The organism is Amycolatopsis sulphurea (assembly GCF_002564045.1).
In the GTDB taxonomy this organism is placed as follows: Bacteria; Actinomycetota; Actinomycetes; order Mycobacteriales; family Pseudonocardiaceae; genus Amycolatopsis; species Amycolatopsis sulphurea.
In genome coordinates this window covers 1536330-1555998 of record NZ_PDJK01000002.1, presented here as the reverse complement: position 1 = coordinate 1555998, position 19669 = coordinate 1536330, and the positions used below count along the sequence as shown (strand labels likewise).

Below are 19669 nucleotides of genomic sequence, written 5' to 3'. Positions count from 1 at the left end.
ATTCCAGTGGCGAAGGCGAAGTTCGAGCGGAGCAAGCCGCACGTCAACATCGGCACCATCGGTCACGTCGACCACGGCAAGACCACGCTGACCGCGGCGATCACCAAGGTTCTGCACGACGCGTACCCGGAGCTGAACGAGGCCCGTGCGTTCGACCAGATCGACAACGCGCCGGAAGAGAAGCAGCGCGGTATTACGATCAACATCTCGCACGTCGAGTACCAGACCGAGAAGCGGCACTACGCCCACGTGGACGCGCCCGGTCACGCGGACTACATCAAGAACATGATCACCGGTGCCGCCCAGATGGACGGCGCGATCCTGGTGGTCGCCGCGACCGACGGCCCGATGCCGCAGACCCGCGAGCACGTGCTGCTCGCCCGTCAGGTCGGTGTGCCCTACATCGTCGTGGCGCTGAACAAGTCCGACATGGTCGACGACGAGGAAATCCTCGAGCTCGTCGAGCTGGAGGTCCGCGAACTGCTGTCCTCGCAGGAGTTCCCGGGCGACGACGCGCCGGTCGTGCGCGTGTCCGGCCTCAAGGCGCTCGAGGGCGACGAGAAGTGGTCGCAGGCCGTGCTCGAGCTGATGCACGCCGTCGACGACAACGTGCCGGACCCGGTGCGTGAACTCGAGAAGCCGTTCCTGATGCCGATCGAGGACGTCTTCACCATCACCGGCCGCGGCACCGTGGTGACCGGCCGGGTGGAGCGCGGCCAGGTCAACGTGAACGAAGAGGTCGAGATCGTGGGTATCCGCGAGAAGTCGACCAAGACCACGGTCACCGGCGTCGAGATGTTCCGCAAGCTGCTCGACTCGGGCCAGGCGGGCGACAACGTCGGCCTCCTGCTGCGCGGTATCAAGCGCGAGGACGTCGAGCGCGGCCAGGTCGTGGTGAAGCCCAACACGACCACCCCGCACACCGACTTCGAGGGCCGGGTCTACATCCTGTCGAAGGACGAGGGTGGCCGTCACACCCCGTTCTTCAACAACTACCGTCCGCAGTTCTACTTCCGCACCACCGACGTGACCGGCGTGGTGACCCTTCCCGAGGGCACCGAGATGGTCATGCCGGGCGACAACACGGACATCACGGTCGCGCTGATCCAGCCGGTCGCGATGGACGAGGGTCTGCGGTTCGCCATCCGTGAGGGTGGCCGGACCGTCGGCGCGGGCCAGGTCACCAAGATCAACAAGTGATGCGGCGCCTCTGACTCGATCGGGTGAGCTGTGCTCACCGAGAGCGTGAGTCGTTATCGCGTCTGGTGTTGTGTGGGGCCAAGCCCCCACGCCCCAGCCGGGGGCAAGCCCCCGGACCCCCGGCGGTGGCCCGTCGGCAGCAATGCCGCGGGCCTCGCCGAAGGGCCGATACACCCCCGGGTCTGGGGCGTCAAATCACGTGTGCGACACTATTCAGGTTGCTCGCTGCAGGGCGGCCGAATCCTTTCCGGTGCACACCGGCGGGATCGGCCGCCCCCGCGCGAGTGGCCACGGTCCGTGGAGCTTCCTTCGGGTGCGGCTGGCGGGCACAGGCCAGTAGGGACGGCATGCCGGCCCGCGGCCTCCTCACGTTGAGGAAGACCAGGCAAGACGACGATCCTCAGGGATCCGTCTGTGCGGCGGGCGCGACACGCCCGACCGCGTGGACCGGGGACAGGGCCGTTGAACTGCTGAAACCCAGGCTCCGGCCCGGGTTGACGAGATAACGCGGCACGAGACGACAAGGAACGCAGCCACTATGGCGGGACAGAAGATCCGCATTCGGCTCAAGGCCTACGACCACGAGGCGATCGACAGCTCTGCGCGCAAGATCGTGGAGACGGTCACGCGCACCGGCGCCCGGGTTCTCGGGCCGGTGCCGCTGCCCACCGAGAAGAACGTTTACTGCGTCATCCGCTCGCCGCACAAGTACAAGGACTCGCGCGAGCACTTCGAGATGCGCACGCACAAGCGTCTGATCGACATCCTCGACCCGACGCCGAAGACGGTGGACGCGCTCATGCGCATCGACCTCCCGGCGAGCGTCGACGTCAACATCCAGTAGAGCGCGGCGAGCGGCGGAGATAAGAGACTCTCATGTCTGACAGGCAGGTAAAGGGCATCCTGGGCACGAAGCTCGGCATGACCCAGGTCTTCGACGAGCAGAACCGGGTCGTCCCGGTGACCGTCGTCAAGGCCGGTCCGAACGTGGTCACCCAGGTTCGGACCCAGGACAAGGACGGCTACACGGCCGTGCAGCTGGCGTTCGGCGCGATCGACCCGCGCAAGGTGAACAAGCCGCGCACCGGTCACTACGACAAGGCGGGCGTGACGCCGCGGCGGTTCCTCGCCGAGCTGCGCACCACCGACGCGGAGACCTACGAGGTCGGCCAGGAGATCACCGCCGAGGTGTTCGCCGCCGGTACCTCGGTCGACGTGACCGGTACCAGCAAGGGCAAGGGCTACGCCGGTGTCATGAAGCGCCACGGCTTCAAGGGCCAGGGCGCCAGCCACGGTGCGCAGGCCGTGCACCGCAAGCCGGGCTCGATCGGTGGCTGCGCCACTCCCGGCCGCGTGTTCAAGGGCCTGCGGATGGCGGGCCGGATGGGCAACGACCGGGTCACCACGCAGGGCCTGACCGTGCACGCGGTGCGTGCCGAGGACGGCCTGCTGCTGATCAAGGGCGCCGTGCCCGGTCCCAAGGGCGGCCTGCTGTTCGTGCGCAGCGCCGCGAAGGGTGGTAACTGAGAATGACCAGCGTCGAGCTGAAGACCCCGGCCGGTAAAGCCGACGGCACGCTCGAACTCCCCGCGGAGATCTTCGACGTGCAGGCCAACATCGCGCTGATGCACCAGGTCGTGGTGGCCCAGCAGGCCGCCGCGCGCCAGGGCACGCACGACACGAAGACCCGTGGCGAGGTCTCCGGTGGCGGCAAGAAGCCGTACCGGCAGAAGGGCACCGGCCGCGCGCGGCAGGGTTCGACCCGCGCCCCGCAGTTCACCGGTGGTGGCGTCGTGCACGGCCCCACGCCGCGCGACTACTCGCAGCGCACCCCGAAGAAGATGAAGGCCGCCGCCCTGCGCGGTGCCCTCTCCGACCGGGCGCGCGCCGGGCAGCTGCACGTCGTGACGGAACTGGTCACCGGCGAGAAGCCCTCGACCAAGGCCGCCAAGACCGCGCTCGCCGGGGTGACCCAGGCCAAGCGCGTGCTCGTGGTGCTGCACCGCGGCGAGGAGCTGAGCTGGGTTTCGCTGCGGAACCTGCCCGAGATCCACCTGATCTGGGCCGACCAGCTCAACACCTACGACGTGCTCGTCAACGACGACGTCGTGTTCACCAGGGCTGCCTACGAAGCCTTTGTCGCCGGTCCCGTGCGGGGCAAGGGTGCCAAGGCCGTGGCGCGCGAAAGCGAAGTTGCGGAAGGGAGTGACGACAAGTGAGCTCGATCGCCATTCCGGATCCCCGCGACATCCTGCTCGCGCCGGTCATCTCGGAGAAGTCCTACGGGCTGCTCGAGGACCACAAGTACACGTTCATCGTGCGTCCGGACGCCAACAAGACCCAGATCAAGATCGCGGTCGAGAAGGTGTTCGGCGTCAAGGTGGTCAGTGTCAACACGGCCAACCGCCAGGGCAAGCGGAAGCGGACTCGCGCCGGCTTCGGCAAGCGCAAGGACACCAAGCGCGCCATCGTGACTCTTTCGCCCGAGAGCAAGGCGATCGAGATCTTCGGCGGACCCACCGCGTAAAGGACTGAGCTGACAATGGGCATCCGCAAGTACAAGCCGACGACCCCGGGTCGTCGCGGTTCGAGCGTCTCGGACTTCGCCGAGATCACCCGGTCCACGCCGGAGAAGTCGCTGCTGCGTCCGCTGAGCGGCACGGGCGGCCGGAACTCCTCGGGCAAGATCACCACCCGGCACAAGGGTGGCGGCCACAAGCGCGCCTACCGCGTGATCGACTTCCGTCGCCACGACAAGGACGGCGTGCCGGCCAAGGTCGCGCACATCGAGTACGACCCCAACCGCACCGCGCGCATCGCGCTGCTGCACTACGCCGATGGCGAGAAGCGCTACATCATCGCCCCGGACAAGCTGAAGCAGGGCGACCCGATCGAGAACGGTCCGCGCGCGGACATCAAGCCGGGCAACAACCTGCCGCTGCGCAACATCCCGGTCGGCACCGTGATCCACGCGATCGAGCTGCGCCCCGGTGGCGGCGCGAAGATCGCCCGGTCCGCCGGTGCGCGCGTGCAGCTCGTGGCCAAGGACGGGCCGTACGCCCAGCTGCGGATGCCTTCGGGCGAGATCCGCAACGTGGACGTGCGCAACCGCGCCACGGTCGGCGAGGTCGGCAACTCCGAGCACGGCAACATCAACTGGGGCAAGGCCGGCCGCAACCGCTGGCGCGGCAAGCGCCCCACGGTCCGCGGTGTCGTGATGAACCCGGTCGACCACCCGCACGGTGGTGGTGAAGGGAAGACCTCCGGTGGTCGCCACCCGGTCAACCCGAACGGTAAGCCCGAGGGACGTACGCGCAAGCGCAAGCCGAGCGACGCCCTCATCGTCCGCCGCCGGCGTACCGGCAAGAACAAGCGCTGAGCAGGGAGGTAGAAGCACATGCCACGCAGCCTTAAGAAGGGCCCGTTCGTGGACGACCACCTGCTCAAGAAGGTGGACGCGCTGAACGAATCGGGCAAGAAGACCGTGATCAAGACCTGGTCGCGCCGCTCCACGATCATCCCCGACTTCCTCGGGCACACGATCGCGGTGCACGACGGCCGCAAGCACGTCCCGGTGTTCGTCACCGAGGCCATGGTGGGTCACAAGCTGGGCGAGTTCGCCCCGACGCGGACCTTCAAGGGTCACATCAAGGACGACCGCAAGTCGCGCCGCCGCTGAGCGGGCACGAGAAAAGACAAGGGAAGTAGCGATGAACGCCCAGAACGACGCGACCGTCGAGGCTGAACTGCCTACGGCGTACGCGCGGGCTCGCTTCGTCCGGGACTCGCCGATGAAGGTGCGCCGGGTGATCGAGCTCATCAAGGGACGTAGCGCCGCCGACGCCTTGGCCGTGCTCCGGTTCGCCCCGCAGGCGGCCAGCGAGCCGGTCGCGAAGGTGCTCGCCAGCGCCATGGCCAACGCCGAGAACAACCTTCAGCTGGACCCGGACACCCTCTGGGTCAAGAACGCGTACGCCGACGAGGGCCCGACCCTCAAGCGCATCCGCCCGCGGGCCCAGGGCCGCGCGTACCGGATCCGCAAGCGGACCAGCCACATCACCGTCGAGGTCGAGGCCCGCCCGAAGGCCGACGTGAAGAAGGCGCAGAGCAAGAAGAAGGCAGGTGGCCGGTAGTGGGCCAGAAGATCAACCCGCACGGCTTCCGCCTGGGTATCACCACCGACTGGAAGTCGCGCTGGTACGCCGACAAGCAGTACGCGGAGTACGTGGCCGAGGACGTCAAGATCCGCAAGCTGCTCTCCACCGGCATGGAGCGCGCCGGCATCTCCAAGGTCGAGATCGAGCGCACCCGTGACCGCGTCCGCGTGGACATCCACACCGCCCGGCCGGGCATCGTCATCGGCCGTCGCGGCGCGGAGGCCGACCGGATCCGCGGCGCGCTGGAGAAGCTGACCAAGAAGCAGGTCCAGCTGAACATCCTCGAGGTGAAGAACCCCGAGTCCGACGCGCAGCTGGTCGCGCAGGGTGTCGCGGAGCAGCTGAGCAACCGCGTGGCGTTCCGCCGCGCGATGCGCAAGGCGATCCAGAGCTCCATGCGCTCGCCGCAGGTCAAGGGCATTCGCGTGCAGTGCGGCGGTCGTCTCGGCGGTGCCGAGATGTCCCGCTCCGAGCACTACCGCGACGGCCGGGTCCCGCTGCACACGCTGCGTGCCGACATCGACTACGGCTTCTTCGAGGCCAAGACGACGTTCGGCCGCATCGGCGTGAAGGTGTGGATCTACAAGGGTGAGCTGGTCGGTGGCCTCAAGGCCCGCGAGGCGCGCGACGCCGCCGCGGCAGCCGAGCGGGCCCCGCGCCGCGACCGTGGTGACCGCCCGTCCCGCCCGCGTCGTTCCGGCGCGTCGGGCACGACCCCGACCTCGACCGAGGCCGGGCGTGCGGCGGCCGCCGCCAAGAGCGACACCGCGACCGAGGCGGCCCCGGCCGCCGAGACCGCTGAAAAGACGGAGGGCTGAGACGTGCTCATCCCGCGCAAGGTCAAGCACCGGAAGCAGCACTCCCCGAAGCGCCACGGCGCCGCCAAGGGCGGTACCAAGGTCAGCTTCGGCGAGTTCGGCATCCAGGCGCTCGAGCACAGCTACGTGACGAACCGGCAGATCGAGTCCGCTCGTATCGCCATGACCCGTCACATCAAGCGTGGCGGCAAGGTGTGGACGACGATCTACCCGGACCGCCCGCTGACCAAGAAGCCCGCGGAGACCCGGATGGGTTCCGGTAAGGGCTCGCCGGAGTGGTGGATCGCCAACGTGAAGCCGGGCCGCGTGATGTTCGAGATCAGCTTCCCGAACGAGGAGACCGCCCGTGAGGCGCTCCGCCGCGCGATCCACAAGCTCCCCATGAAGTGCCGCATCGTGACCCGGGAAGGTGAGTTCTGATGGCCAGCGGAGCCGCACAGGCATCCGAGCTGCGTGAGCTCACCGCCGAAGAGCTCGTGCTGCGCCTGAAGGAGTACAAGGAGGAGCTGTTCAACCTCCGGTTCCAGATGGCCACCGGGCAGCTGGACAACAACCGTCGGCTGCGCACCGTCCGTTCGGACATCGCGCGGATCTACACGGTCATGCGTGAGCGTGAGCTCGGCCTGTCCGTGGCCCCCGACACCGAGAGTGAAGGTGCCGCATGAGCGAGCCCACCACCGAGAAGGTCGTGCGCAACTACCGCAAGGTGCGCGAGGGCTACGTCGTCTCGGACAAGATGGACAAGACGATCGTGGTCGAGCTCGAGGACCGCAAGAAGCACCCGCGTTACGCGAAGGTTCTCCGCAGCACCACCAAGGTCAAGGTGCACGACGAGAACAACGAGGCGGGCGTGGGCGACCGGGTCAGCCTGATGGAGACCCGGCCGCTGTCGGCGACGAAGCGCTGGCGCCTGGTGCAGGTCGTGGAGAAGGCCAAGTAAGCAGGGCTCTTCGGGTTTTCCCGGGAGCTCTTGGTTCCGCAAGGCTCGCGACGGTGTCGATTCACCACGTGAGAACCAGCGCGACATACAGGAGTTGACGTGATCCAGCAGGAGTCGCGGCTTCGGGTTGCCGACAACACGGGTGCGAAGGAAATCCTCTGCATCCGCGTTCTCGGCGGGTCCGGGCGGCGCTACGCCGGCATCGGTGACATCATCGTCGCCACCGTGAAGGACGCCATCCCGGCTGCCGGGGTGAAGAAGGGCGACGTCGTCAAGGCCGTCATCGTCCGCACGGTGAAGGAGCGGCGTCGGGCCGATGGCTCGTACATCCGCTTCGACGAGAACGCCGCCGTGCTCATCAAGAACGACAACGAGCCCCGGGGCACCCGCATCTTCGGCCCGGTGGGCCGCGAGCTGCGCGACCGAAAGTTCATGAAGATCATTTCGCTCGCGCCGGAGGTGCTGTGATGAAGGTGAAGAAAGGCGACACGGTCGTCGTCATCGCCGGCAAGGACAAGGGTGCCAAGGGCAAGGTCATCCAGGCCTACCCGGAGCGCGAGCGAGTGCTGGTCGAGGGCGTGAACCGGATCAAGAAGCACACCCGGATCAGCCAGACCCAGCGTGGCGCGCAGTCCGGTGGCATCGTGACCCAGGAGGCGCCCATCCACGTGTCGAACGTGATGGTCGTGGACTCGGACGGCAAGCCGACCCGGGTGGGTTACCGCATCGGCGAGGACGGCAAGAAGGTCCGGGTCTCGCGCCGGAACGGCAAGGACATCTGACATGACCACCGCAGAGAAGATCGTGCCGCGTCTGAAGACCCGGTACCGCGAAGAGATCAAGGGTGAGCTCCAGAAGGAGTTCGCCATCCCCAACGTGCACCAGATTCCCGGCGTCGTGAAGGTCGTCGTGAACATGGGTGTCGGGGACGCCGCCCGCGACAGCAAGCTGATCGAGGGCGCGGTCCGCGACCTCTCCCTGATCACCGGCCAGAAGCCGGAGGTCCGGAAGGCCCGCAAGTCCATCGCGCAGTTCAAGCTGCGCGAGGGCCAGCCGATCGGTGCGCGCGTCACGCTGCGCGGCGACCGGATGTGGGAGTTCCTCGACCGGCTGCTGACCATCGCGCTGCCCCGGATCCGCGACTTCCGCGGCCTGTCGGCCAAGCAGTTCGACGGCAACGGCAACTACACGTTCGGTCTCAACGAGCAGTCGATGTTCCACGAGATCAACCCCGACGACATCGACCGTCCGCGCGGTATGGACGTCACCGTCGTCACCACTGCCACCACCGACGACGAGGGCCGGGCGCTGCTGCGCAAGCTCGGCTTCCCGTTCAAGGAGAACTGAGCCGATGGCCAAGAAAGCGCTGATCAGCAAGGCCGCGCGGAAGCCGAAGTTCGCGGTGCGCGGCTACACCCGCTGCAACCGGTGCGGGCGTCCGCACTCGGTGTTCCGCAAGTTCGGGCTGTGCCGGATCTGCCTCCGGGAGATGGCGCACGCGGGCGAACTGCCCGGTGTCCGCAAGTCCAGCTGGTAAGGCTCGAAACTCTATTTCCCAGTTCGCCACAGGCCCCACCGCTGCCGACCCAGGGCAGGGGTGGGGAACCAGGCGAGAAAGGTTGACAGGTCACCATGACGATGACCGACCCCATCGCAGACTTCTTGACCCGTCTGCGCAACGCGAACTCGGCCTACCACGACGAGGTCGTGCTTCCGCACTCGAAGATCAAGGCGAACATCGCCGAGATCCTCAAGCGCGAGGGCTACATCGCGAGCTACCGCGACGAGCCGGGTGAGAAGCACAAGAACCTGGTCGTCGAGCTGAAGTACGGCCCCAACCGGGAGCGCAGCATCGCCGGTCTCCGGCGGGTGTCCAAGCCGGGTCTGCGGGTGTACGCAAAATCGACCGAACTGCCGTCCGTGCTGGGTGGCCTCGGCGTCGCGATCATCTCGACGTCCGGTGGCCTGCAGACCGACCGGCAGGCCAAGCGCAACAACGTGGGCGGCGAAGTCCTCGCCTACGTCTGGTAAGGGAGGGGGCACAGACATGTCACGCATCGGAAAGCTGCCGGTCGCCGTCCCCTCCGGGGTCGAGGTGACCATCGACGGTCAGCACATCCAGGTCAAGGGGCCCAAGGGCACCCTGGAGCACACCGTCGCCGAGCCGATCGTCGTCGAGCGCGGCGAGGACGGCGCCCTGCTGGTGAAGCGCCCGGACGACGAGCGCACGAGCCGGGCCCTGCACGGGCTCACCCGCACGCTGGTGAACAACCTCGTGGTGGGCGTGACCCAGGGCTACGAGAAGAAGCTCGAGATCCACGGCGTCGGTTACCGCGTGCAGGCCAAGGGCTCGGACCTCGAGTTCGCCCTCGGCTACAGCCACCCGGTGAAGATCGAGGCCCCGGAAGGCATCACCTTCAAGGTGGAAACGCCGACCCGGTTCTCGGTCTCCGGCATCGACAAGCAGAAGGTCGGCGAGACGGCCGCGGTCATCCGCAAGCTGCGCCGCCCGGACCCGTACAAGGGCAAGGGCCTGCGCTACGAGGGTGAGAAGATCCGCCGCAAGGTCGGAAAGACGGGTAAGTGATCATGAGCGACACGACTACCACGAAGCGCAAGCCGGTCGGCAAGGACATCTCGACCCGCCGCCGCGTCGCGAAGACCCGTCGGCACTTCCGCCTCCGCAAGAAGGTCGGTGGCACCCCGGTGCGGCCGCGGCTGGCCGTCAAGCGGTCCTCGCGGCACATCGCCGTGCAGGTGATCGACGACCTCGCCGGCCACACGCTGGTGTCGGCGTCCACTCTCGAGGCCGACCTGCGGTCCTTCGAGGGCGACAAGAAGGCCAAGGCCGCGAAGGTCGGCGAACTCGTCGCCGAGCGGGCCAAGGCAGCAGGCATCGAGGCCGTGGTGTTCGACCGGGGTGGCAACGCCTACCACGGCCGCATCGCCGCTCTCGCCGACGCCGCTCGTGAAGCGGGGTTGAAGTTCTGATGCACATGCTCGTGAATGGAAGGAAAGCCTGATGCCGGGACGTACACGGCAATTCGGCGGCGGCCAGGGCGGACCGGGTCAGGGCGGCAACGACCGCGGTGACCGGCGGGACCGTCGCGACCGGCGCGACGGCGGCCGTGGCGGAGCGGCCCAGGACAAGTCTCCGCACCTCGAGAAGGTCGTGACGATCAACCGTGTGGCCAAGGTGGTCAAGGGTGGTCGTCGGTTCAGCTTCACCGCACTGGTGGTCGTCGGCGACGGCGACGGCCAGGTCGGCGTCGGCTACGGCAAGGCCAAGGAAGTTCCCGCGGCCATCGCCAAGGGCGTCGAAGAGGCGAAGAAGAACTTCTTCCGCGTGCCTCGCGTCGGCGGCACCATTCCGCACCCGATCCAGGGTGAGGAGGCCGCCGGGGTGGTGCTGCTCCGTCCGGCGTCCGCCGGTACCGGGGTCATCGCCGGTGGCCCGGTGCGCGCGGTGCTGGAGTGCGCGGGCATCCAGGACGTGCTGTCGAAGTCGCTCGGCTCCGACAACGCGATCAACATCGTGCACGCGACCGTGGCGGCCCTGAAGGGCCTGCAGCGTCCGGAGGCAGTCGCGGCCCGCCGTGGCCTGCCGCTCGAGGACGTCGCGCCGGCCCGGATGCTGCGTCAGCGTGCCGGCCAGGGGGTCTGACATGGCTCAGCTGAAGGTGACCCAGGTCAAGAGCAAGATCGGCACGAAGCACGCGCACCGCGAATCCCTGCGTACCCTCGGGCTGCGCAAGATCCGCCAGAGCGTCGTGCGTGAGGACACCCCCCAGGTGCGCGGCCTCATCCACACCGTCCGCCACCTGGTGGAGGTCGAGGAGGTCAAGGCATGACGGCCATCAAGATCCACCACCTGCGTCCCGCCCCCGGCGCCAAGCGCGACAAGATCCGGGTCGGCCGTGGTGAGGGTTCCAAGGGCAAGACCGCCGGTCGCGGTACGAAGGGCACCAAGGCCCGGAAGAACGTGCCCGCCGGGTTCGAGGGTGGGCAGATGCCCATCCACATGCGGCTGCCGAAGCTGCGCGGCTTCAAGAACCGGTTCCGCACCGAGTACCAGCCGGTGAACGTGGGCGACATCGCCCGGGTGTTCGCCGACGGTGGTCAGGTCGGCCCGGCGGAGCTGGCGGCGAACGGGCTGGTCCGCAAGGGCAAGCTCGTGAAGGTGCTCGGCAACGGTGAGGTGAACGGCGTCAAGCTGGACATCACCGCCGACGCGTTCTCCGGCTCCGCCAAGGAGAAGCTCGAAGCTGCCGGTGGCTCGGCCACCGTCAACTGAGCAGTGCGCTTTCCGCAGTGACCCGTCCGGCACCCGCCGGGCGGGTCACTGTGCTTCCCGCGGGGCCGGGCTTTTCCATGCCGGGTATGGAAAAGCCATCCAACGACGGGAGCCGAACAGGTGATCTGCGCCCGCTGAGTGGCCCTGCCTGCACCGTTCGGCCAGCATGCACGGATCGCGTGAGTGCGGCAACACACACGCGCTGCGGGCCGGGGGCGTCGATACTGTTAGAGTCGGCGACGCGTTTCCGGGACAAGTGTGCCCTGAAGCGTTCCTGGCTTGCCTGCCAGTGAAACAGAGTTCTGCCGGTCTCGTGCCGGCCAAGCCGATCGTCGGTCGGGACGACTGACGACGCCGAGGAGGTCCCCCGCGTGCTCAGCGCATTCCGCTCGGCTCTCGCGACGCCGGATCTACGCAAGAAGATCCTGTTCACGATAGCCATCGTCGCGGTCTACCGGATCGGTGCCGCCATCCCGGCCCCGGGGATCTCCTTCTCCGCCGTGCAGGCGTGCACCAATCAGGCCGACCAGCAGGGCGTGTACCAGCTGCTCAACCTGTTCAGCGGTGGTGCGCTGCTGCAGCTTTCGCTGTTCGCGACGGGCATCATGCCCTACATCACGGCGAGCATCATCGTCCAGCTGCTCACCGTGGTCATCCCGCGGTTCGAGGAGCTGAAGAAGGAAGGCCAGTCCGGCCAGAACAAGCTGACCCAGTACACCCGGTACCTGACGATCGCGCTGGCGATCCTGCAGGCCACCGGTGTGGTCGCGCTGGCCGACCGGGGCACCCTGTTCCAGGGCTGCTCGCAGCAGGTCATCCCGGACAACGGCATCTACTCGCTGGCGCTGATCGTGATCACCATGACCGCGGGCACCGCGGTGATGATGTGGCTGGGCGAGCTGATCACCGAACGCGGTGTCGGCAACGGCATGTCGGTGCTGATCTTCCTGAACATCGCTGCCCGGATTCCGACCGAGGGCGCGAACATCCTGAGCAACGGCGGCGGCGTCTCGCTGGTCGTGGTGGCCGTGTTCGGCCTGGTGATCATCGCCAGCGTCATCTTCGTCGAGCAGGGCCAGCGGCGTATCCCGGTGCAGTACGCGAAGCGGATGATCGGTCGGCGGATGTACGGCGGTACGTCCACCTACCTGCCGATCAAGGTGAACCAGGCCGGTGTCATCCCGGTCATCTTCGCTTCCTCGCTGCTGTACCTGCCGCAGCTGCTCAGCCAGCTGATCGGGGACCCGAACAGCAACTCCGGCTGGCAGTCGTTCATCCAGAACTACATCGTGAACCAGGGCAGCTGGGTGCACATCCTGCTGTACTTCGCGCTGATCATCTTCTTCACGTACTTCTACATCACCATCACGTTCAACGTGGACGAGCGGGCCGAGGAGATGAAGAAGTTCGGCGGCTTCATCCCGGGCATCCGTCCCGGCCGCCCGACCGCCGAGTACCTGAGCTTCGTGCTCGGCCGGATCACCCTGCCGGGCTCGCTCTACCTGGGCATCATCGCGATCCTCCCGAACTTCTTCCTGTCCCTCACCGGTAGCGGGAACAACCAGAACTTCCCGTTCGGTGGCACGGCTGTGCTGATCATGGTCGGTGTCGGGCTCGACACCGTGAAGCAGATCGAAAGCCAGCTGATGCAGCGCAACTACGAAGGGTTCCTGAAGTGACGCGACTGGTTCTCGTCGGACCGCCCGGCGCGGGGAAGGGCACCCAGGCGGTGGCCCTGTCCGAACAGCTGCGGATCCCGCACATCTCCACCGGTGACCTGTTCCGCGCGCACGTCGGCCAGGAGACCCCGCTGGGCCAGGAGGCGAAGCGTTACCTCGACTCCGGTGAGCTGGTCCCGGACTCGGTCACCAACGAGATGGTCCGCGAACGGCTGGCCGAACCGGACGCCAAGGCCGGCTTCCTGCTCGACGGTTTCCCGCGCAACACCAAGCAGGCCGAGGTGCTCGGCGAGATGCTGGCCGAGGCCGACGTCCGGCTCGACGCGGTGATCCAGCTGCAGGTGCCCGAGGATGTGGTGGTCGGCCGGCTGATGTCGCGTGGCCGCTCGGACGACACCGAGGACGTGATCCGCCGTCGCCAGCAGGTCTACGTGTCCGAGACGGCGCCGCTGCTGGAGTACTACTCGGCGATCCTGGTGACCGTGGACGGGGTCGGCGCGGTGGACAAGATCTCCGGCCGGGTACTGGAAGCGCTGCGCGACCGCACGTGAATCTCGGAGGATTGCGTGTTCTGCAGGTGCTCCGTCGTGGGCGCATGATCGAGATCAAGACCCGCGGCGAGCTGCAGGCGATGCGCGCGGCCGGGCTGATCGTGGCGCGTACCCTGGCCGCGGTCCGGGACCTGGCCCGCCCCGGGGTCAGCACCGCCGAGCTGGACGAGCTCGCCGAGCAGACCATCCGCGACGCCGGCGCGGTGCCCTCGTTCCAGGGCTACCATGGTTTCCCCGCCTCGATCTGTGCCTCGGTGAACGAGCAGATCGTGCACGGCATCCCGGCGAAGGAGCAGGTGCTCGGCGAGGGCGACCTGATCTCGGTGGACTGCGGCGCGATCCTGGACGGCTGGCACGGCGATTCCGCGGTCACCATCGCCGTCGGCGAGGTCTCGGAAAAGGACCGGAAGCTGTCCGAGGCCACCGAACGGGCGATGTGGGCCGGGGTCGCGGCGGTCCGCGCCGGTGCCCGGCTCACCGACATCTCGCACGCGGTGCAGACCGCGGCCGAAAAGGCCGGCCGGGAGCACGGCGTCGGCTACGGGATGATCCTCGAGTACGGCGGGCACGGTATCGGCAGCCAGATGCACATGGAGCCGTTCCTGCCGAACGTCGGCAAACCGGGCAAAGGCCCGCGGCTCAAGCTTGGCATGGCGCTCGCGGTCGAGCCGATGCTGACCGGCGGCGGGGGCGAGACCGAGGAGCTGGACGACGGCTGGACGGTGGTCACCGCGGACGGTTCGCGGGCCGCGCACTGGGAGCACACCGTCGCGATCACCGCGGACGGGCCGTGGGTGCTGACCGCTCCCGAAGAATCCTGACCCCGCTGCGCACCGGGATCGCCGGTCAGGGCATCGGCAAAGTCGGTGTGGAGGTCTGTGAAGGGCCCCTTCACAGATCCGAAACCGGTCCGGCGCACGCCACGAGTCGCCGGTGGTCCGGGCAGGGGAGGAGCCCGACCCCCGTTGGCGCCGCATTACATGGGTTGCGTACACTGTCAAGTCGGCGCGCTCGTACGCCGGTTCCAGCCTGCTCGTGAATCGTCGCGAACAAGGGAGTCGGAGGTGGAGTGTGCCGGACGCACCACCCAGTAAGCAAGGACTCGAGCTCGAGAACGATCACGCCGGGCACTCGGGCGTGTATCAGGATTGCGGAGGACATGGCTAAGAAAGACGGGGCCATCGAGGTCGAAGGCCGCGTGGTGGAGCCGCTCCCCAACGCGATGTTCCGTGTCGAACTGGAGAACGGCCACAAGGTTCTCGCGCACATCAGCGGCAAGATGCGGCAGCACTACATCCGCATTCTGCCGGAGGACCGGGTACTCGTGGAGCTTTCGCCCTACGACCTGTCCCGCGGCCGCATCGTCTACCGCTACAAGTGATCGCGCGAGAGCAGAGCAGAGCAGGAAGCAGGAAGACGTGAAGGTCCAGCCGAGCGTCAAGAAGATCTGCGACAAGTGCAAGGTGATCCGCCGTCACGGCCGGATCATGGTGATCTGCGAGAACCTGCGTCACAAGCAGCGTCAGGGCTGAGCACCGCACCTGCAGCAGGCCGCTTGACGGCTACCCACCCTCCCCGCACCTGCCGGGCCGCGTAAGCGGTCCGGCGCACCCCCGGACTTCAGGCCGGGGCCGGGACACCCGAGGCGCAAGCCACGGGCACGACAGGCGAGTCGGTTCCGGAACCGGTCGGGGAGCAGACCTGAAGACGAAACCGAAGAAGGAGCACCAGTGGCACGACTCGCTGGCGTCGACCTCCCCCGCGAAAAGCGGCTGGAGATCGCGCTGACCTACATTTACGGCATCGGCCGTACTCGCTCCAAGCAGATGATCGCCGCCGCCGAGCTGAACGCGGACACCCGCGTGAAGGATCTCAGCGACGAGGACCTGATCAAGCTGCGCGAGTACATCGACGAGAACTTCAAGGTCGAGGGTGACCTTCGCCGTGAGGTGAACGCGGACATCCGGCGCAAGATCGAGATCGGCACCTACCAGGGCCTGCGCTGGCGTCGTGGTCTCCCGGTCCGTGGCCAGCGGACCAAGACCAACGCCCGTACCCGCAAGGGCCCGAAGAAGACGGTGGCCGGCAAGAAGAAGGCCGGCAAGAAGTGAGCGTCCGGGGCAAGAAGGCCGTGCGCATGGCAGGCGGCGCGAGCCGCCGCGCGACGGCTTGTGTCTCGCCCAAGGCGCTCTACGCCCGTCCGATGGCGCTGCGCGAGCTCTACACCGACGCCGGATCGATCATCCGGCGCGGGCAGCAGGAAGCCGTCGCCGAACACCTCCAGAACGCGCGTTAACAGGAGAACCCTCGAATATGCCACCGAAGTCACGCACTGCGGGGACCAAGAAGGTCCGCCGCAAGGAAAAGAAGAACGTCGCGCACGGTCACGCGCACATCAAGAGCACCTTCAACAACACCATCGTCTCGATCACCGACCCGACCGGTGCGGTGATCGCGTGGGCCTCGAGCGGACACGTGGGCTTCAAGGGCTCGCGCAAGTCCACTCCGTTCGCCGCGCAGATGGCCGCCGAGAACGCCGCCCGCAAGGCGGCCGAGCACGGCATGAAGAAGGTCGACGTCTTCGTGAAGGGCCCGGGTTCGGGCCGGGAGACGGCGATCCGCTCACTGCAGGCGGCCGGCCTCGAGGTCGGCACCATCCAGGACGTGACCCCGCAGCCTCACAACGGCTGCCGCCCGCCCAAGCGGCGCCGGGTCTGAGGAACGGGGAGGAGTACTAAAACATGGCTCGCTACACCGGCCCCGCGACGCGCATCTCGCGTCGCCTCAAGGTCGACCTCATCGGCGGCGACCAGGCTTTCGAGCGTCGCCCGTACCCGCCCGGCCAGCACGGCCGCGGCCGGATCAAGGAGTCCGAGTACCTCCTGCAGTCGCAGGAGAAGCAGAAGGCTCGCTACACCTACGGCGTGCTCGAGCGGCAGTTCGTCCGGTACTACAAGGAGGCCGTGCGGCGTCCGGGTAAGACCGGTGAGGTGCTGCTGCAGATCCTCGAGTCGCGGCTGGACAATGTGATCTACCGCGCCGGCATCGCCCGCACGCGCCGTCAGGCGCGTCAGCTGGTCAGCCACGGCCACTTCCTGGTCAACGGCGTGAAGGTCAACGTGCCCTCGTACCAGGTGTCCAAGTGGGACATCATCGACGTGAAGCCGAAGTCGATGGGCATGCTGCCGTTCATGGCGGCGAAGGAGTCCTTCGGCGAGCGCCCGGTGCCGGCCTGGCTGCAGGTCGTCCCGTCGAACCTCCGCGTGCTGGTGCACCAGCTCCCGGAGCGGGCGCAGATCGACGTTCCGGTGCAGGAACAGCTGATCGTCGAGCTCTACTCGAAGTAGTTTCACCGGCGGCGGCGCCGGAAAGGGCGCCGCCGCTACGCCATCCCTTCGGCGTCATATGGCGGGCGCCGTCTGGAAAGGAACAAGGAAGATGCTGATTTCCCAGCGGCCGGCTCTCGGCGAAGAGACGGTCAACGAGACCCGTTCCCGGTTCACCATCGAACCGCTGGAGCCCGGCTTCGGCTACACGCTCGGCAACTCGCTGCGGCGCACGCTGCTCTCGTCCATTCCGGGCGCGGCCGTGACGAGCATCCGCATCGACGGCGTGCTGCACGAGTTCACCACCGTTCCCGGGGTGAAGGAAGACGTCACCGACATCATCCTGAACCTCAAGGAGCTGGTCGTGTCCTCGGAGGAGGACGAGCCGGTCACCATGTACCTGCGCAAGCAGGGCCCCGGTGAGGTCACCGCGGCCGACATCGTGCCGCCGGCCGGCGTCACCGTGCACAACCCGGATCTGCACATCGCGTCGCTGAACGGCAAGGGCAAGCTCGAGATCGAGCTCGTCGTCGAGCGCGGCCGCGGGTACGTTCCGGCCCTGCAGAACAAGCAGGCGGGCGCGGAGATCGGCCGGATCCCGGTGGACTCGATCTACTCGCCGGTGCTGAAGGTGACCTACAAGGTCGAGGCGACCCGGGTCGAGCAGCGCACCGACTTCGACAAGCTGATCCTGGACGTCGAGACCAAGCCGTCGATCACCCCGCGGGACGCGGTGGCCTCGGCGGGCAAGACGCTGGTGGAGCTGTTCGGCCTCGCCCGCGAGCTGAACATCGACGCCGAGGGCATCGAGATCGGCCCGTCGCCGCAGGAGGCGGACACCATCGCCGCCTACGCGATGCCGATCGAGGACCTGGACCTCACCGTCCGGTCCTACAACTGCCTCAAGCGCGAGGGTATCCACACCGTCGGTGAGCTCGTCTCGCGCAGCGAGGCGGACCTGCTCGACATCCGCAACTTCGGCGCCAAGTCGATCGACGAGGTCAAGCTGAAGCTGGTCGGCCTCGGCCTGGCGCTCAAGGACAGCCCGCCCGGGTTCGATCCGTCCGCGGCCGCCGCGGGCTACGACGGTGAGGGCTGGGCAGCCGACGGGGTCGCCGGGATCGGCGGCGGGATTTCGGACGAGGGCCACGACGATGGCCAGGACTACGCAGAGACCGAGCAGCTCTGAGGCCGCGTGCCCGGACGCTGTGAGCTGAACGAGGAGAACCCATGCCCACCCCTACCAAGGGAGCCCGGCTCGGCGGGTCGTCCGCCCACCAGCGGCTGATCCTGGCCAATCTGGCCACGCAGCTGTTCGAGCACGGCAAGATCACCACGACCGAGGCCAAGGCCCGCCGGGTTCGCCCGCTGGCCGAGAAGCTGATCACCAAGGCGAAGCGGGGCGACCTGCACAACCGTCGCCTCGTGCAGAAGGTCGTCCGGGACAAGGACGTCCTGCACAAGCTGTTCGCCGAGATCGGGCCGCACTTCGCGGAGCGCCCGGGTGGCTACACCCGGATCACCAAGACGCTCCCGCGCAAGGGTGACAACGCGGCGATGGCGGTCATCGAGCTGGTCGCGGAGAAGACCGTGACCTCGGAGGCCGAGCGGGCGCGCAAGACCAAGTTCGCGAAGGACGCCGAGGCTCCGGCCGCCGTCGAGGAGACCACCTCGCAGGAGTCCGCCGCCGAGGTGACCGAGGAGGCCGCCGCGACCGCGGAGACCACCGAGGAGGCTCCGGCCGAGGCTGCCGCCGAGACCGAGGCCGACGCGGACGCCAAGAAGGACTGAGTCCTGACGGCAACACCGGCATCGGACGAGCCCGCCACTCCCCCCGGGGAGGGCGGGCTCGTTCGTCTGCGCCTCGACGTCTCCTACGACGGCACGGACTTCTCCGGCTGGGCTCGCCAGCCCGGCCGCCGCACTGTGCAGGCGTGCCTGGAGGAGGCTCTGCAGCGCCAGCCACCGGGCGCCGAGGTGCCGAAATCGGTCGTGGTGGCCGGCCGCACGGACGCCGGCGTGCACGCGAGCGGACAGGTCGTGCACGTTGACGTGGTGCCGCTGGTTCCGGGCGCACCCGGCCGGATCCCGGTGGACGAGCACGGCATCCCGGACCTGACCCGGATGCGCGGCCGGTGGAACAAGCTGCTGCCCGCCGACGTCCGGGTGTTGCGGGCGACTGTGGCCCCGGCCGGTTTCGACGCTCGTTTCTCCGCCGTCCGGCGGCACTACCGCTATCGCGTCTCGGACGCGCCGTGGGGCGTGGATCCGTTGCGCCGCAACGACACCCTGGCGTGGGGCCGTCCGTTGTCCACGGACCGGATGAACGCGGCCGCGCAGGATCTGCTGGGCCTGCAGGACTTCGCCGCGTACTGCAAGCAGCGCGAGGGCGGCACCACTATCCGCGAGCTGCAGCACTTGTCCTGGACCCGTATCGACGAATACCTGGTGGAGGCCCGCGTCTCCGCGGACGCGTTCTGTCATTCGATGGTCCGCAGCCTGGTCGGTGTTCTCCTGCTGGTCGGAGACGGCCGCCGCGCCCCGGAGTGGCCGGGAGACGTATTGGCGAGCGGGCGGCGGGACAGCGCCGTCGCCCCGGCACACGGCCTTACTTTGACCGCGGTGGACTACCCCCCGGATGCCAAGCTGGCGGCTCGCGCGGAGCAGACGCGCAACGTGCGTGGTGCGACTGAACAGTGAGCGA

At 67.8% G+C, this 19669-nt stretch carries 34 protein-coding genes; all 34 read left to right on the top strand.

Going from position 1 to position 19669, the window contains the following annotated elements; translation table 11 throughout:
- The first annotated feature begins 6 nt into the window (after nucleotides 1–6).
- The 34 genes from tuf to truA all read left to right on the top strand — a co-directional run bounded on the left by tuf (nucleotide 7) and on the right by truA (nucleotide 19665).
- Nucleotides 7–1200 carry an elongation factor Tu gene (gene tuf / locus ATK36_RS13225; protein ID WP_098511616.1) on the top strand — a complete coding sequence of 398 codons (1194 nt, stop codon included), beginning with the start codon at nucleotides 7–9 and terminating at the stop codon, nucleotides 1198–1200.
- A 538-nt stretch (nucleotides 1201–1738) separates the two neighbouring features.
- Complete coding sequence (gene rpsJ / locus ATK36_RS13220; RefSeq protein ID WP_098511615.1) at nucleotides 1739–2044, top strand: 30S ribosomal protein S10; 306 nt, start codon at nucleotides 1739–1741, stop codon at nucleotides 2042–2044.
- Between the two features lie 32 nt (nucleotides 2045–2076).
- A complete protein-coding gene (rplC, locus tag ATK36_RS13215) occupies nucleotides 2077–2727 on the top strand; it encodes a 50S ribosomal protein L3 (RefSeq protein ID WP_098511613.1) in 651 nt (216 codons plus the stop codon).
- A gap of 2 nt (nucleotides 2728–2729) precedes the next feature.
- Nucleotides 2730–3419 (top strand): 50S ribosomal protein L4, encoded by a 690-nt coding sequence (rplD, locus tag ATK36_RS13210; protein ID WP_098511611.1) that lies wholly within the window; start codon nucleotides 2730–2732, stop codon nucleotides 3417–3419.
- Nucleotides 3416–3727, top strand: a complete 312-nt coding sequence (rplW, locus tag ATK36_RS13205) for a 50S ribosomal protein L23 (protein ID WP_098511610.1) — start codon at nucleotides 3416–3418, stop codon at nucleotides 3725–3727. The genes rplD and rplW overlap by 4 nt, the downstream gene beginning before the upstream one ends.
- 15 nt (nucleotides 3728–3742) lie before the next feature.
- The gene (gene rplB, locus ATK36_RS13200; RefSeq protein WP_098511608.1) at nucleotides 3743–4579 is read left to right on the top strand and encodes a 50S ribosomal protein L2; all 837 of its coding nucleotides are present in this window, start codon (nucleotides 3743–3745) and stop codon (nucleotides 4577–4579) included.
- A gap of 18 nt (nucleotides 4580–4597) precedes the next feature.
- Nucleotides 4598–4879 carry a 30S ribosomal protein S19 gene (gene rpsS, locus ATK36_RS13195; RefSeq protein WP_003102083.1) on the top strand — a complete coding sequence of 94 codons (282 nt, stop codon included), beginning with the start codon at nucleotides 4598–4600 and terminating at the stop codon, nucleotides 4877–4879.
- Nucleotides 4880–4910: 31 nt separating this feature from the next.
- A complete protein-coding gene (gene rplV / locus ATK36_RS13190; protein ID WP_098511607.1) occupies nucleotides 4911–5333 on the top strand; it encodes a 50S ribosomal protein L22 in 423 nt (140 codons plus the stop codon).
- The gene (gene rpsC, locus ATK36_RS13185) at nucleotides 5333–6175 is read left to right on the top strand and encodes a 30S ribosomal protein S3 (protein ID WP_098511605.1); all 843 of its coding nucleotides are present in this window, start codon (nucleotides 5333–5335) and stop codon (nucleotides 6173–6175) included. Before rplV ends, rpsC begins: the two co-directional genes overlap by 1 nt.
- Before the next feature lie 3 nt (nucleotides 6176–6178).
- The gene (rplP, locus tag ATK36_RS13180) at nucleotides 6179–6595 is read left to right on the top strand and encodes a 50S ribosomal protein L16 (protein WP_098511603.1); all 417 of its coding nucleotides are present in this window, start codon (nucleotides 6179–6181) and stop codon (nucleotides 6593–6595) included.
- A complete protein-coding gene (rpmC, locus tag ATK36_RS13175; protein WP_098511602.1) occupies nucleotides 6595–6840 on the top strand; it encodes a 50S ribosomal protein L29 in 246 nt (81 codons plus the stop codon). The genes rplP and rpmC overlap by 1 nt, the downstream gene beginning before the upstream one ends.
- Nucleotides 6837–7115 (top strand): 30S ribosomal protein S17, encoded by a 279-nt coding sequence (gene rpsQ, locus ATK36_RS13170; RefSeq protein ID WP_098511600.1) that lies wholly within the window; start codon nucleotides 6837–6839, stop codon nucleotides 7113–7115. The genes rpmC and rpsQ overlap by 4 nt, the downstream gene beginning before the upstream one ends.
- Before the next feature lie 99 nt (nucleotides 7116–7214).
- Nucleotides 7215–7583 carry a 50S ribosomal protein L14 gene (gene rplN / locus ATK36_RS13165; RefSeq protein WP_098511599.1) on the top strand — a complete coding sequence of 123 codons (369 nt, stop codon included), beginning with the start codon at nucleotides 7215–7217 and terminating at the stop codon, nucleotides 7581–7583.
- On the top strand, nucleotides 7583–7897 hold the full coding sequence (gene rplX, locus ATK36_RS13160; RefSeq protein ID WP_005166786.1) for a 50S ribosomal protein L24: 315 nt from the start codon (nucleotides 7583–7585) through the stop codon (nucleotides 7895–7897). Before rplN ends, rplX begins: the two co-directional genes overlap by 1 nt.
- 1 nt (nucleotide 7898) lies before the next feature.
- Nucleotides 7899–8462, top strand: coding sequence for a 50S ribosomal protein L5 (rplE, locus tag ATK36_RS13155; RefSeq protein WP_098511597.1), 564 nt, complete (start codon nucleotides 7899–7901; stop codon nucleotides 8460–8462).
- Nucleotides 8463–8466: 4 nt separating this feature from the next.
- Complete coding sequence (locus tag ATK36_RS13150) at nucleotides 8467–8652, top strand: type Z 30S ribosomal protein S14 (RefSeq protein WP_098511596.1); 186 nt, start codon at nucleotides 8467–8469, stop codon at nucleotides 8650–8652.
- A 95-nt stretch (nucleotides 8653–8747) separates the two neighbouring features.
- Nucleotides 8748–9146, top strand: coding sequence for a 30S ribosomal protein S8 (rpsH, locus tag ATK36_RS13145; RefSeq protein WP_020662789.1), 399 nt, complete (start codon nucleotides 8748–8750; stop codon nucleotides 9144–9146).
- A gap of 16 nt (nucleotides 9147–9162) precedes the next feature.
- Complete coding sequence (gene rplF, locus ATK36_RS13140) at nucleotides 9163–9702, top strand: 50S ribosomal protein L6 (protein ID WP_098511594.1); 540 nt, start codon at nucleotides 9163–9165, stop codon at nucleotides 9700–9702.
- Between the two features lie 2 nt (nucleotides 9703–9704).
- On the top strand, nucleotides 9705–10106 hold the full coding sequence (gene rplR / locus ATK36_RS13135; protein ID WP_098511593.1) for a 50S ribosomal protein L18: 402 nt from the start codon (nucleotides 9705–9707) through the stop codon (nucleotides 10104–10106).
- Between the two features lie 31 nt (nucleotides 10107–10137).
- Nucleotides 10138–10779: a 30S ribosomal protein S5 gene (gene rpsE / locus ATK36_RS13130; protein WP_098511592.1), complete on the top strand. Its 642-nt coding sequence runs from the start codon at nucleotides 10138–10140 to the stop codon at nucleotides 10777–10779.
- Nucleotide 10780: 1 nt separating this feature from the next.
- Complete coding sequence (gene rpmD / locus ATK36_RS13125; protein WP_033291195.1) at nucleotides 10781–10966, top strand: 50S ribosomal protein L30; 186 nt, start codon at nucleotides 10781–10783, stop codon at nucleotides 10964–10966.
- Nucleotides 10963–11409, top strand: a complete 447-nt coding sequence (rplO, locus tag ATK36_RS13120) for a 50S ribosomal protein L15 (protein ID WP_098511591.1) — start codon at nucleotides 10963–10965, stop codon at nucleotides 11407–11409. Before rpmD ends, rplO begins: the two co-directional genes overlap by 4 nt.
- Before the next feature lie 371 nt (nucleotides 11410–11780).
- The gene (gene secY / locus ATK36_RS13115; protein WP_098511589.1) at nucleotides 11781–13088 is read left to right on the top strand and encodes a preprotein translocase subunit SecY; all 1308 of its coding nucleotides are present in this window, start codon (nucleotides 11781–11783) and stop codon (nucleotides 13086–13088) included.
- Complete coding sequence (locus ATK36_RS13110; RefSeq protein ID WP_098511588.1) at nucleotides 13085–13639, top strand: adenylate kinase; 555 nt, start codon at nucleotides 13085–13087, stop codon at nucleotides 13637–13639. Before secY ends, ATK36_RS13110 begins: the two co-directional genes overlap by 4 nt.
- Nucleotides 13640–13683: 44 nt before the next feature.
- Nucleotides 13684–14460 carry a type I methionyl aminopeptidase gene (gene map, locus ATK36_RS13105; RefSeq protein ID WP_098511586.1) on the top strand — a complete coding sequence of 259 codons (777 nt, stop codon included), beginning with the start codon at nucleotides 13684–13686 and terminating at the stop codon, nucleotides 14458–14460.
- A 338-nt stretch (nucleotides 14461–14798) separates the two neighbouring features.
- Nucleotides 14799–15020: a translation initiation factor IF-1 gene (gene infA, locus ATK36_RS13100; RefSeq protein ID WP_098511584.1), complete on the top strand. Its 222-nt coding sequence runs from the start codon at nucleotides 14799–14801 to the stop codon at nucleotides 15018–15020.
- 37 nt (nucleotides 15021–15057) lie between these two features.
- Entirely contained in the window at nucleotides 15058–15171 is a 114-nt protein-coding gene (gene rpmJ / locus ATK36_RS13095; RefSeq protein ID WP_004558882.1) for a 50S ribosomal protein L36, read from the top strand.
- Nucleotides 15172–15369: 198 nt separating this feature from the next.
- Entirely contained in the window at nucleotides 15370–15750 is a 381-nt protein-coding gene (rpsM, locus tag ATK36_RS13090; RefSeq protein ID WP_098511583.1) for a 30S ribosomal protein S13, read from the top strand.
- A complete protein-coding gene (locus ATK36_RS13085; protein WP_098511581.1) occupies nucleotides 15747–15935 on the top strand; it encodes a hypothetical protein in 189 nt (62 codons plus the stop codon). Before rpsM ends, ATK36_RS13085 begins: the two co-directional genes overlap by 4 nt.
- Nucleotides 15936–15952: 17 nt before the next feature.
- The gene (gene rpsK, locus ATK36_RS13080) at nucleotides 15953–16357 is read left to right on the top strand and encodes a 30S ribosomal protein S11 (RefSeq protein ID WP_098511580.1); all 405 of its coding nucleotides are present in this window, start codon (nucleotides 15953–15955) and stop codon (nucleotides 16355–16357) included.
- A 23-nt stretch (nucleotides 16358–16380) separates the two neighbouring features.
- On the top strand, nucleotides 16381–16986 hold the full coding sequence (gene rpsD / locus ATK36_RS13075; protein ID WP_098511578.1) for a 30S ribosomal protein S4: 606 nt from the start codon (nucleotides 16381–16383) through the stop codon (nucleotides 16984–16986).
- Between the two features lie 91 nt (nucleotides 16987–17077).
- A complete protein-coding gene (locus ATK36_RS13070) occupies nucleotides 17078–18154 on the top strand; it encodes a DNA-directed RNA polymerase subunit alpha (RefSeq protein WP_098511577.1) in 1077 nt (358 codons plus the stop codon).
- Nucleotides 18155–18195: 41 nt separating this feature from the next.
- Nucleotides 18196–18756 carry a 50S ribosomal protein L17 gene (gene rplQ, locus ATK36_RS13065; protein ID WP_098511575.1) on the top strand — a complete coding sequence of 187 codons (561 nt, stop codon included), beginning with the start codon at nucleotides 18196–18198 and terminating at the stop codon, nucleotides 18754–18756.
- Nucleotides 18757–18822: 66 nt separating this feature from the next.
- Nucleotides 18823–19665, top strand: coding sequence for a tRNA pseudouridine(38-40) synthase TruA (gene truA / locus ATK36_RS13060; protein ID WP_098511574.1), 843 nt, complete (start codon nucleotides 18823–18825; stop codon nucleotides 19663–19665).
- Nucleotides 19666–19669 lie beyond the last annotated feature (4 nt).

Coding starts and splice junctions, on each gene's coding strand:
- rpsJ (WP_098511615.1), top strand. CDS start 1,739: ATGGCGGGACAGAAGATCCGCATTCGGCTCAAGGCCTACGACCACGAG.
- rplC (WP_098511613.1), top strand. CDS start 2,077: ATGTCTGACAGGCAGGTAAAGGGCATCCTGGGCACGAAGCTCGGCATG.
- rplD (WP_098511611.1), top strand. CDS start 2,730: ATGACCAGCGTCGAGCTGAAGACCCCGGCCGGTAAAGCCGACGGCACG.
- rplB (WP_098511608.1), top strand. CDS start 3,743: ATGGGCATCCGCAAGTACAAGCCGACGACCCCGGGTCGTCGCGGTTCG.
- rpsS (WP_003102083.1), top strand. CDS start 4,598: ATGCCACGCAGCCTTAAGAAGGGCCCGTTCGTGGACGACCACCTGCTC.
- rplV (WP_098511607.1), top strand. CDS start 4,911: ATGAACGCCCAGAACGACGCGACCGTCGAGGCTGAACTGCCTACGGCG.
- rpmC (WP_098511602.1), top strand. CDS start 6,595: ATGGCCAGCGGAGCCGCACAGGCATCCGAGCTGCGTGAGCTCACCGCC.
- rpsQ (WP_098511600.1), top strand. CDS start 6,837: ATGAGCGAGCCCACCACCGAGAAGGTCGTGCGCAACTACCGCAAGGTG.
- rplX (WP_005166786.1), top strand. CDS start 7,583: ATGAAGGTGAAGAAAGGCGACACGGTCGTCGTCATCGCCGGCAAGGAC.
- rplE (WP_098511597.1), top strand. CDS start 7,899: ATGACCACCGCAGAGAAGATCGTGCCGCGTCTGAAGACCCGGTACCGC.
- ATK36_RS13150 (WP_098511596.1), top strand. CDS start 8,467: ATGGCCAAGAAAGCGCTGATCAGCAAGGCCGCGCGGAAGCCGAAGTTC.
- rpsH (WP_020662789.1), top strand. CDS start 8,748: ATGACGATGACCGACCCCATCGCAGACTTCTTGACCCGTCTGCGCAAC.
- rplF (WP_098511594.1), top strand. CDS start 9,163: ATGTCACGCATCGGAAAGCTGCCGGTCGCCGTCCCCTCCGGGGTCGAG.
- rplR (WP_098511593.1), top strand. CDS start 9,705: ATGAGCGACACGACTACCACGAAGCGCAAGCCGGTCGGCAAGGACATC.
- rpsE (WP_098511592.1), top strand. CDS start 10,138: ATGCCGGGACGTACACGGCAATTCGGCGGCGGCCAGGGCGGACCGGGT.
- rpmD (WP_033291195.1), top strand. CDS start 10,781: ATGGCTCAGCTGAAGGTGACCCAGGTCAAGAGCAAGATCGGCACGAAG.
- rplO (WP_098511591.1), top strand. CDS start 10,963: ATGACGGCCATCAAGATCCACCACCTGCGTCCCGCCCCCGGCGCCAAG.
- map (WP_098511586.1), top strand. CDS start 13,684: ATGATCGAGATCAAGACCCGCGGCGAGCTGCAGGCGATGCGCGCGGCC.
- infA (WP_098511584.1), top strand. CDS start 14,799: ATGGCTAAGAAAGACGGGGCCATCGAGGTCGAAGGCCGCGTGGTGGAG.
- rpsK (WP_098511580.1), top strand. CDS start 15,953: ATGCCACCGAAGTCACGCACTGCGGGGACCAAGAAGGTCCGCCGCAAG.
- rpsD (WP_098511578.1), top strand. CDS start 16,381: ATGGCTCGCTACACCGGCCCCGCGACGCGCATCTCGCGTCGCCTCAAG.
- ATK36_RS13070 (WP_098511577.1), top strand. CDS start 17,078: ATGCTGATTTCCCAGCGGCCGGCTCTCGGCGAAGAGACGGTCAACGAG.
- rplQ (WP_098511575.1), top strand. CDS start 18,196: ATGCCCACCCCTACCAAGGGAGCCCGGCTCGGCGGGTCGTCCGCCCAC.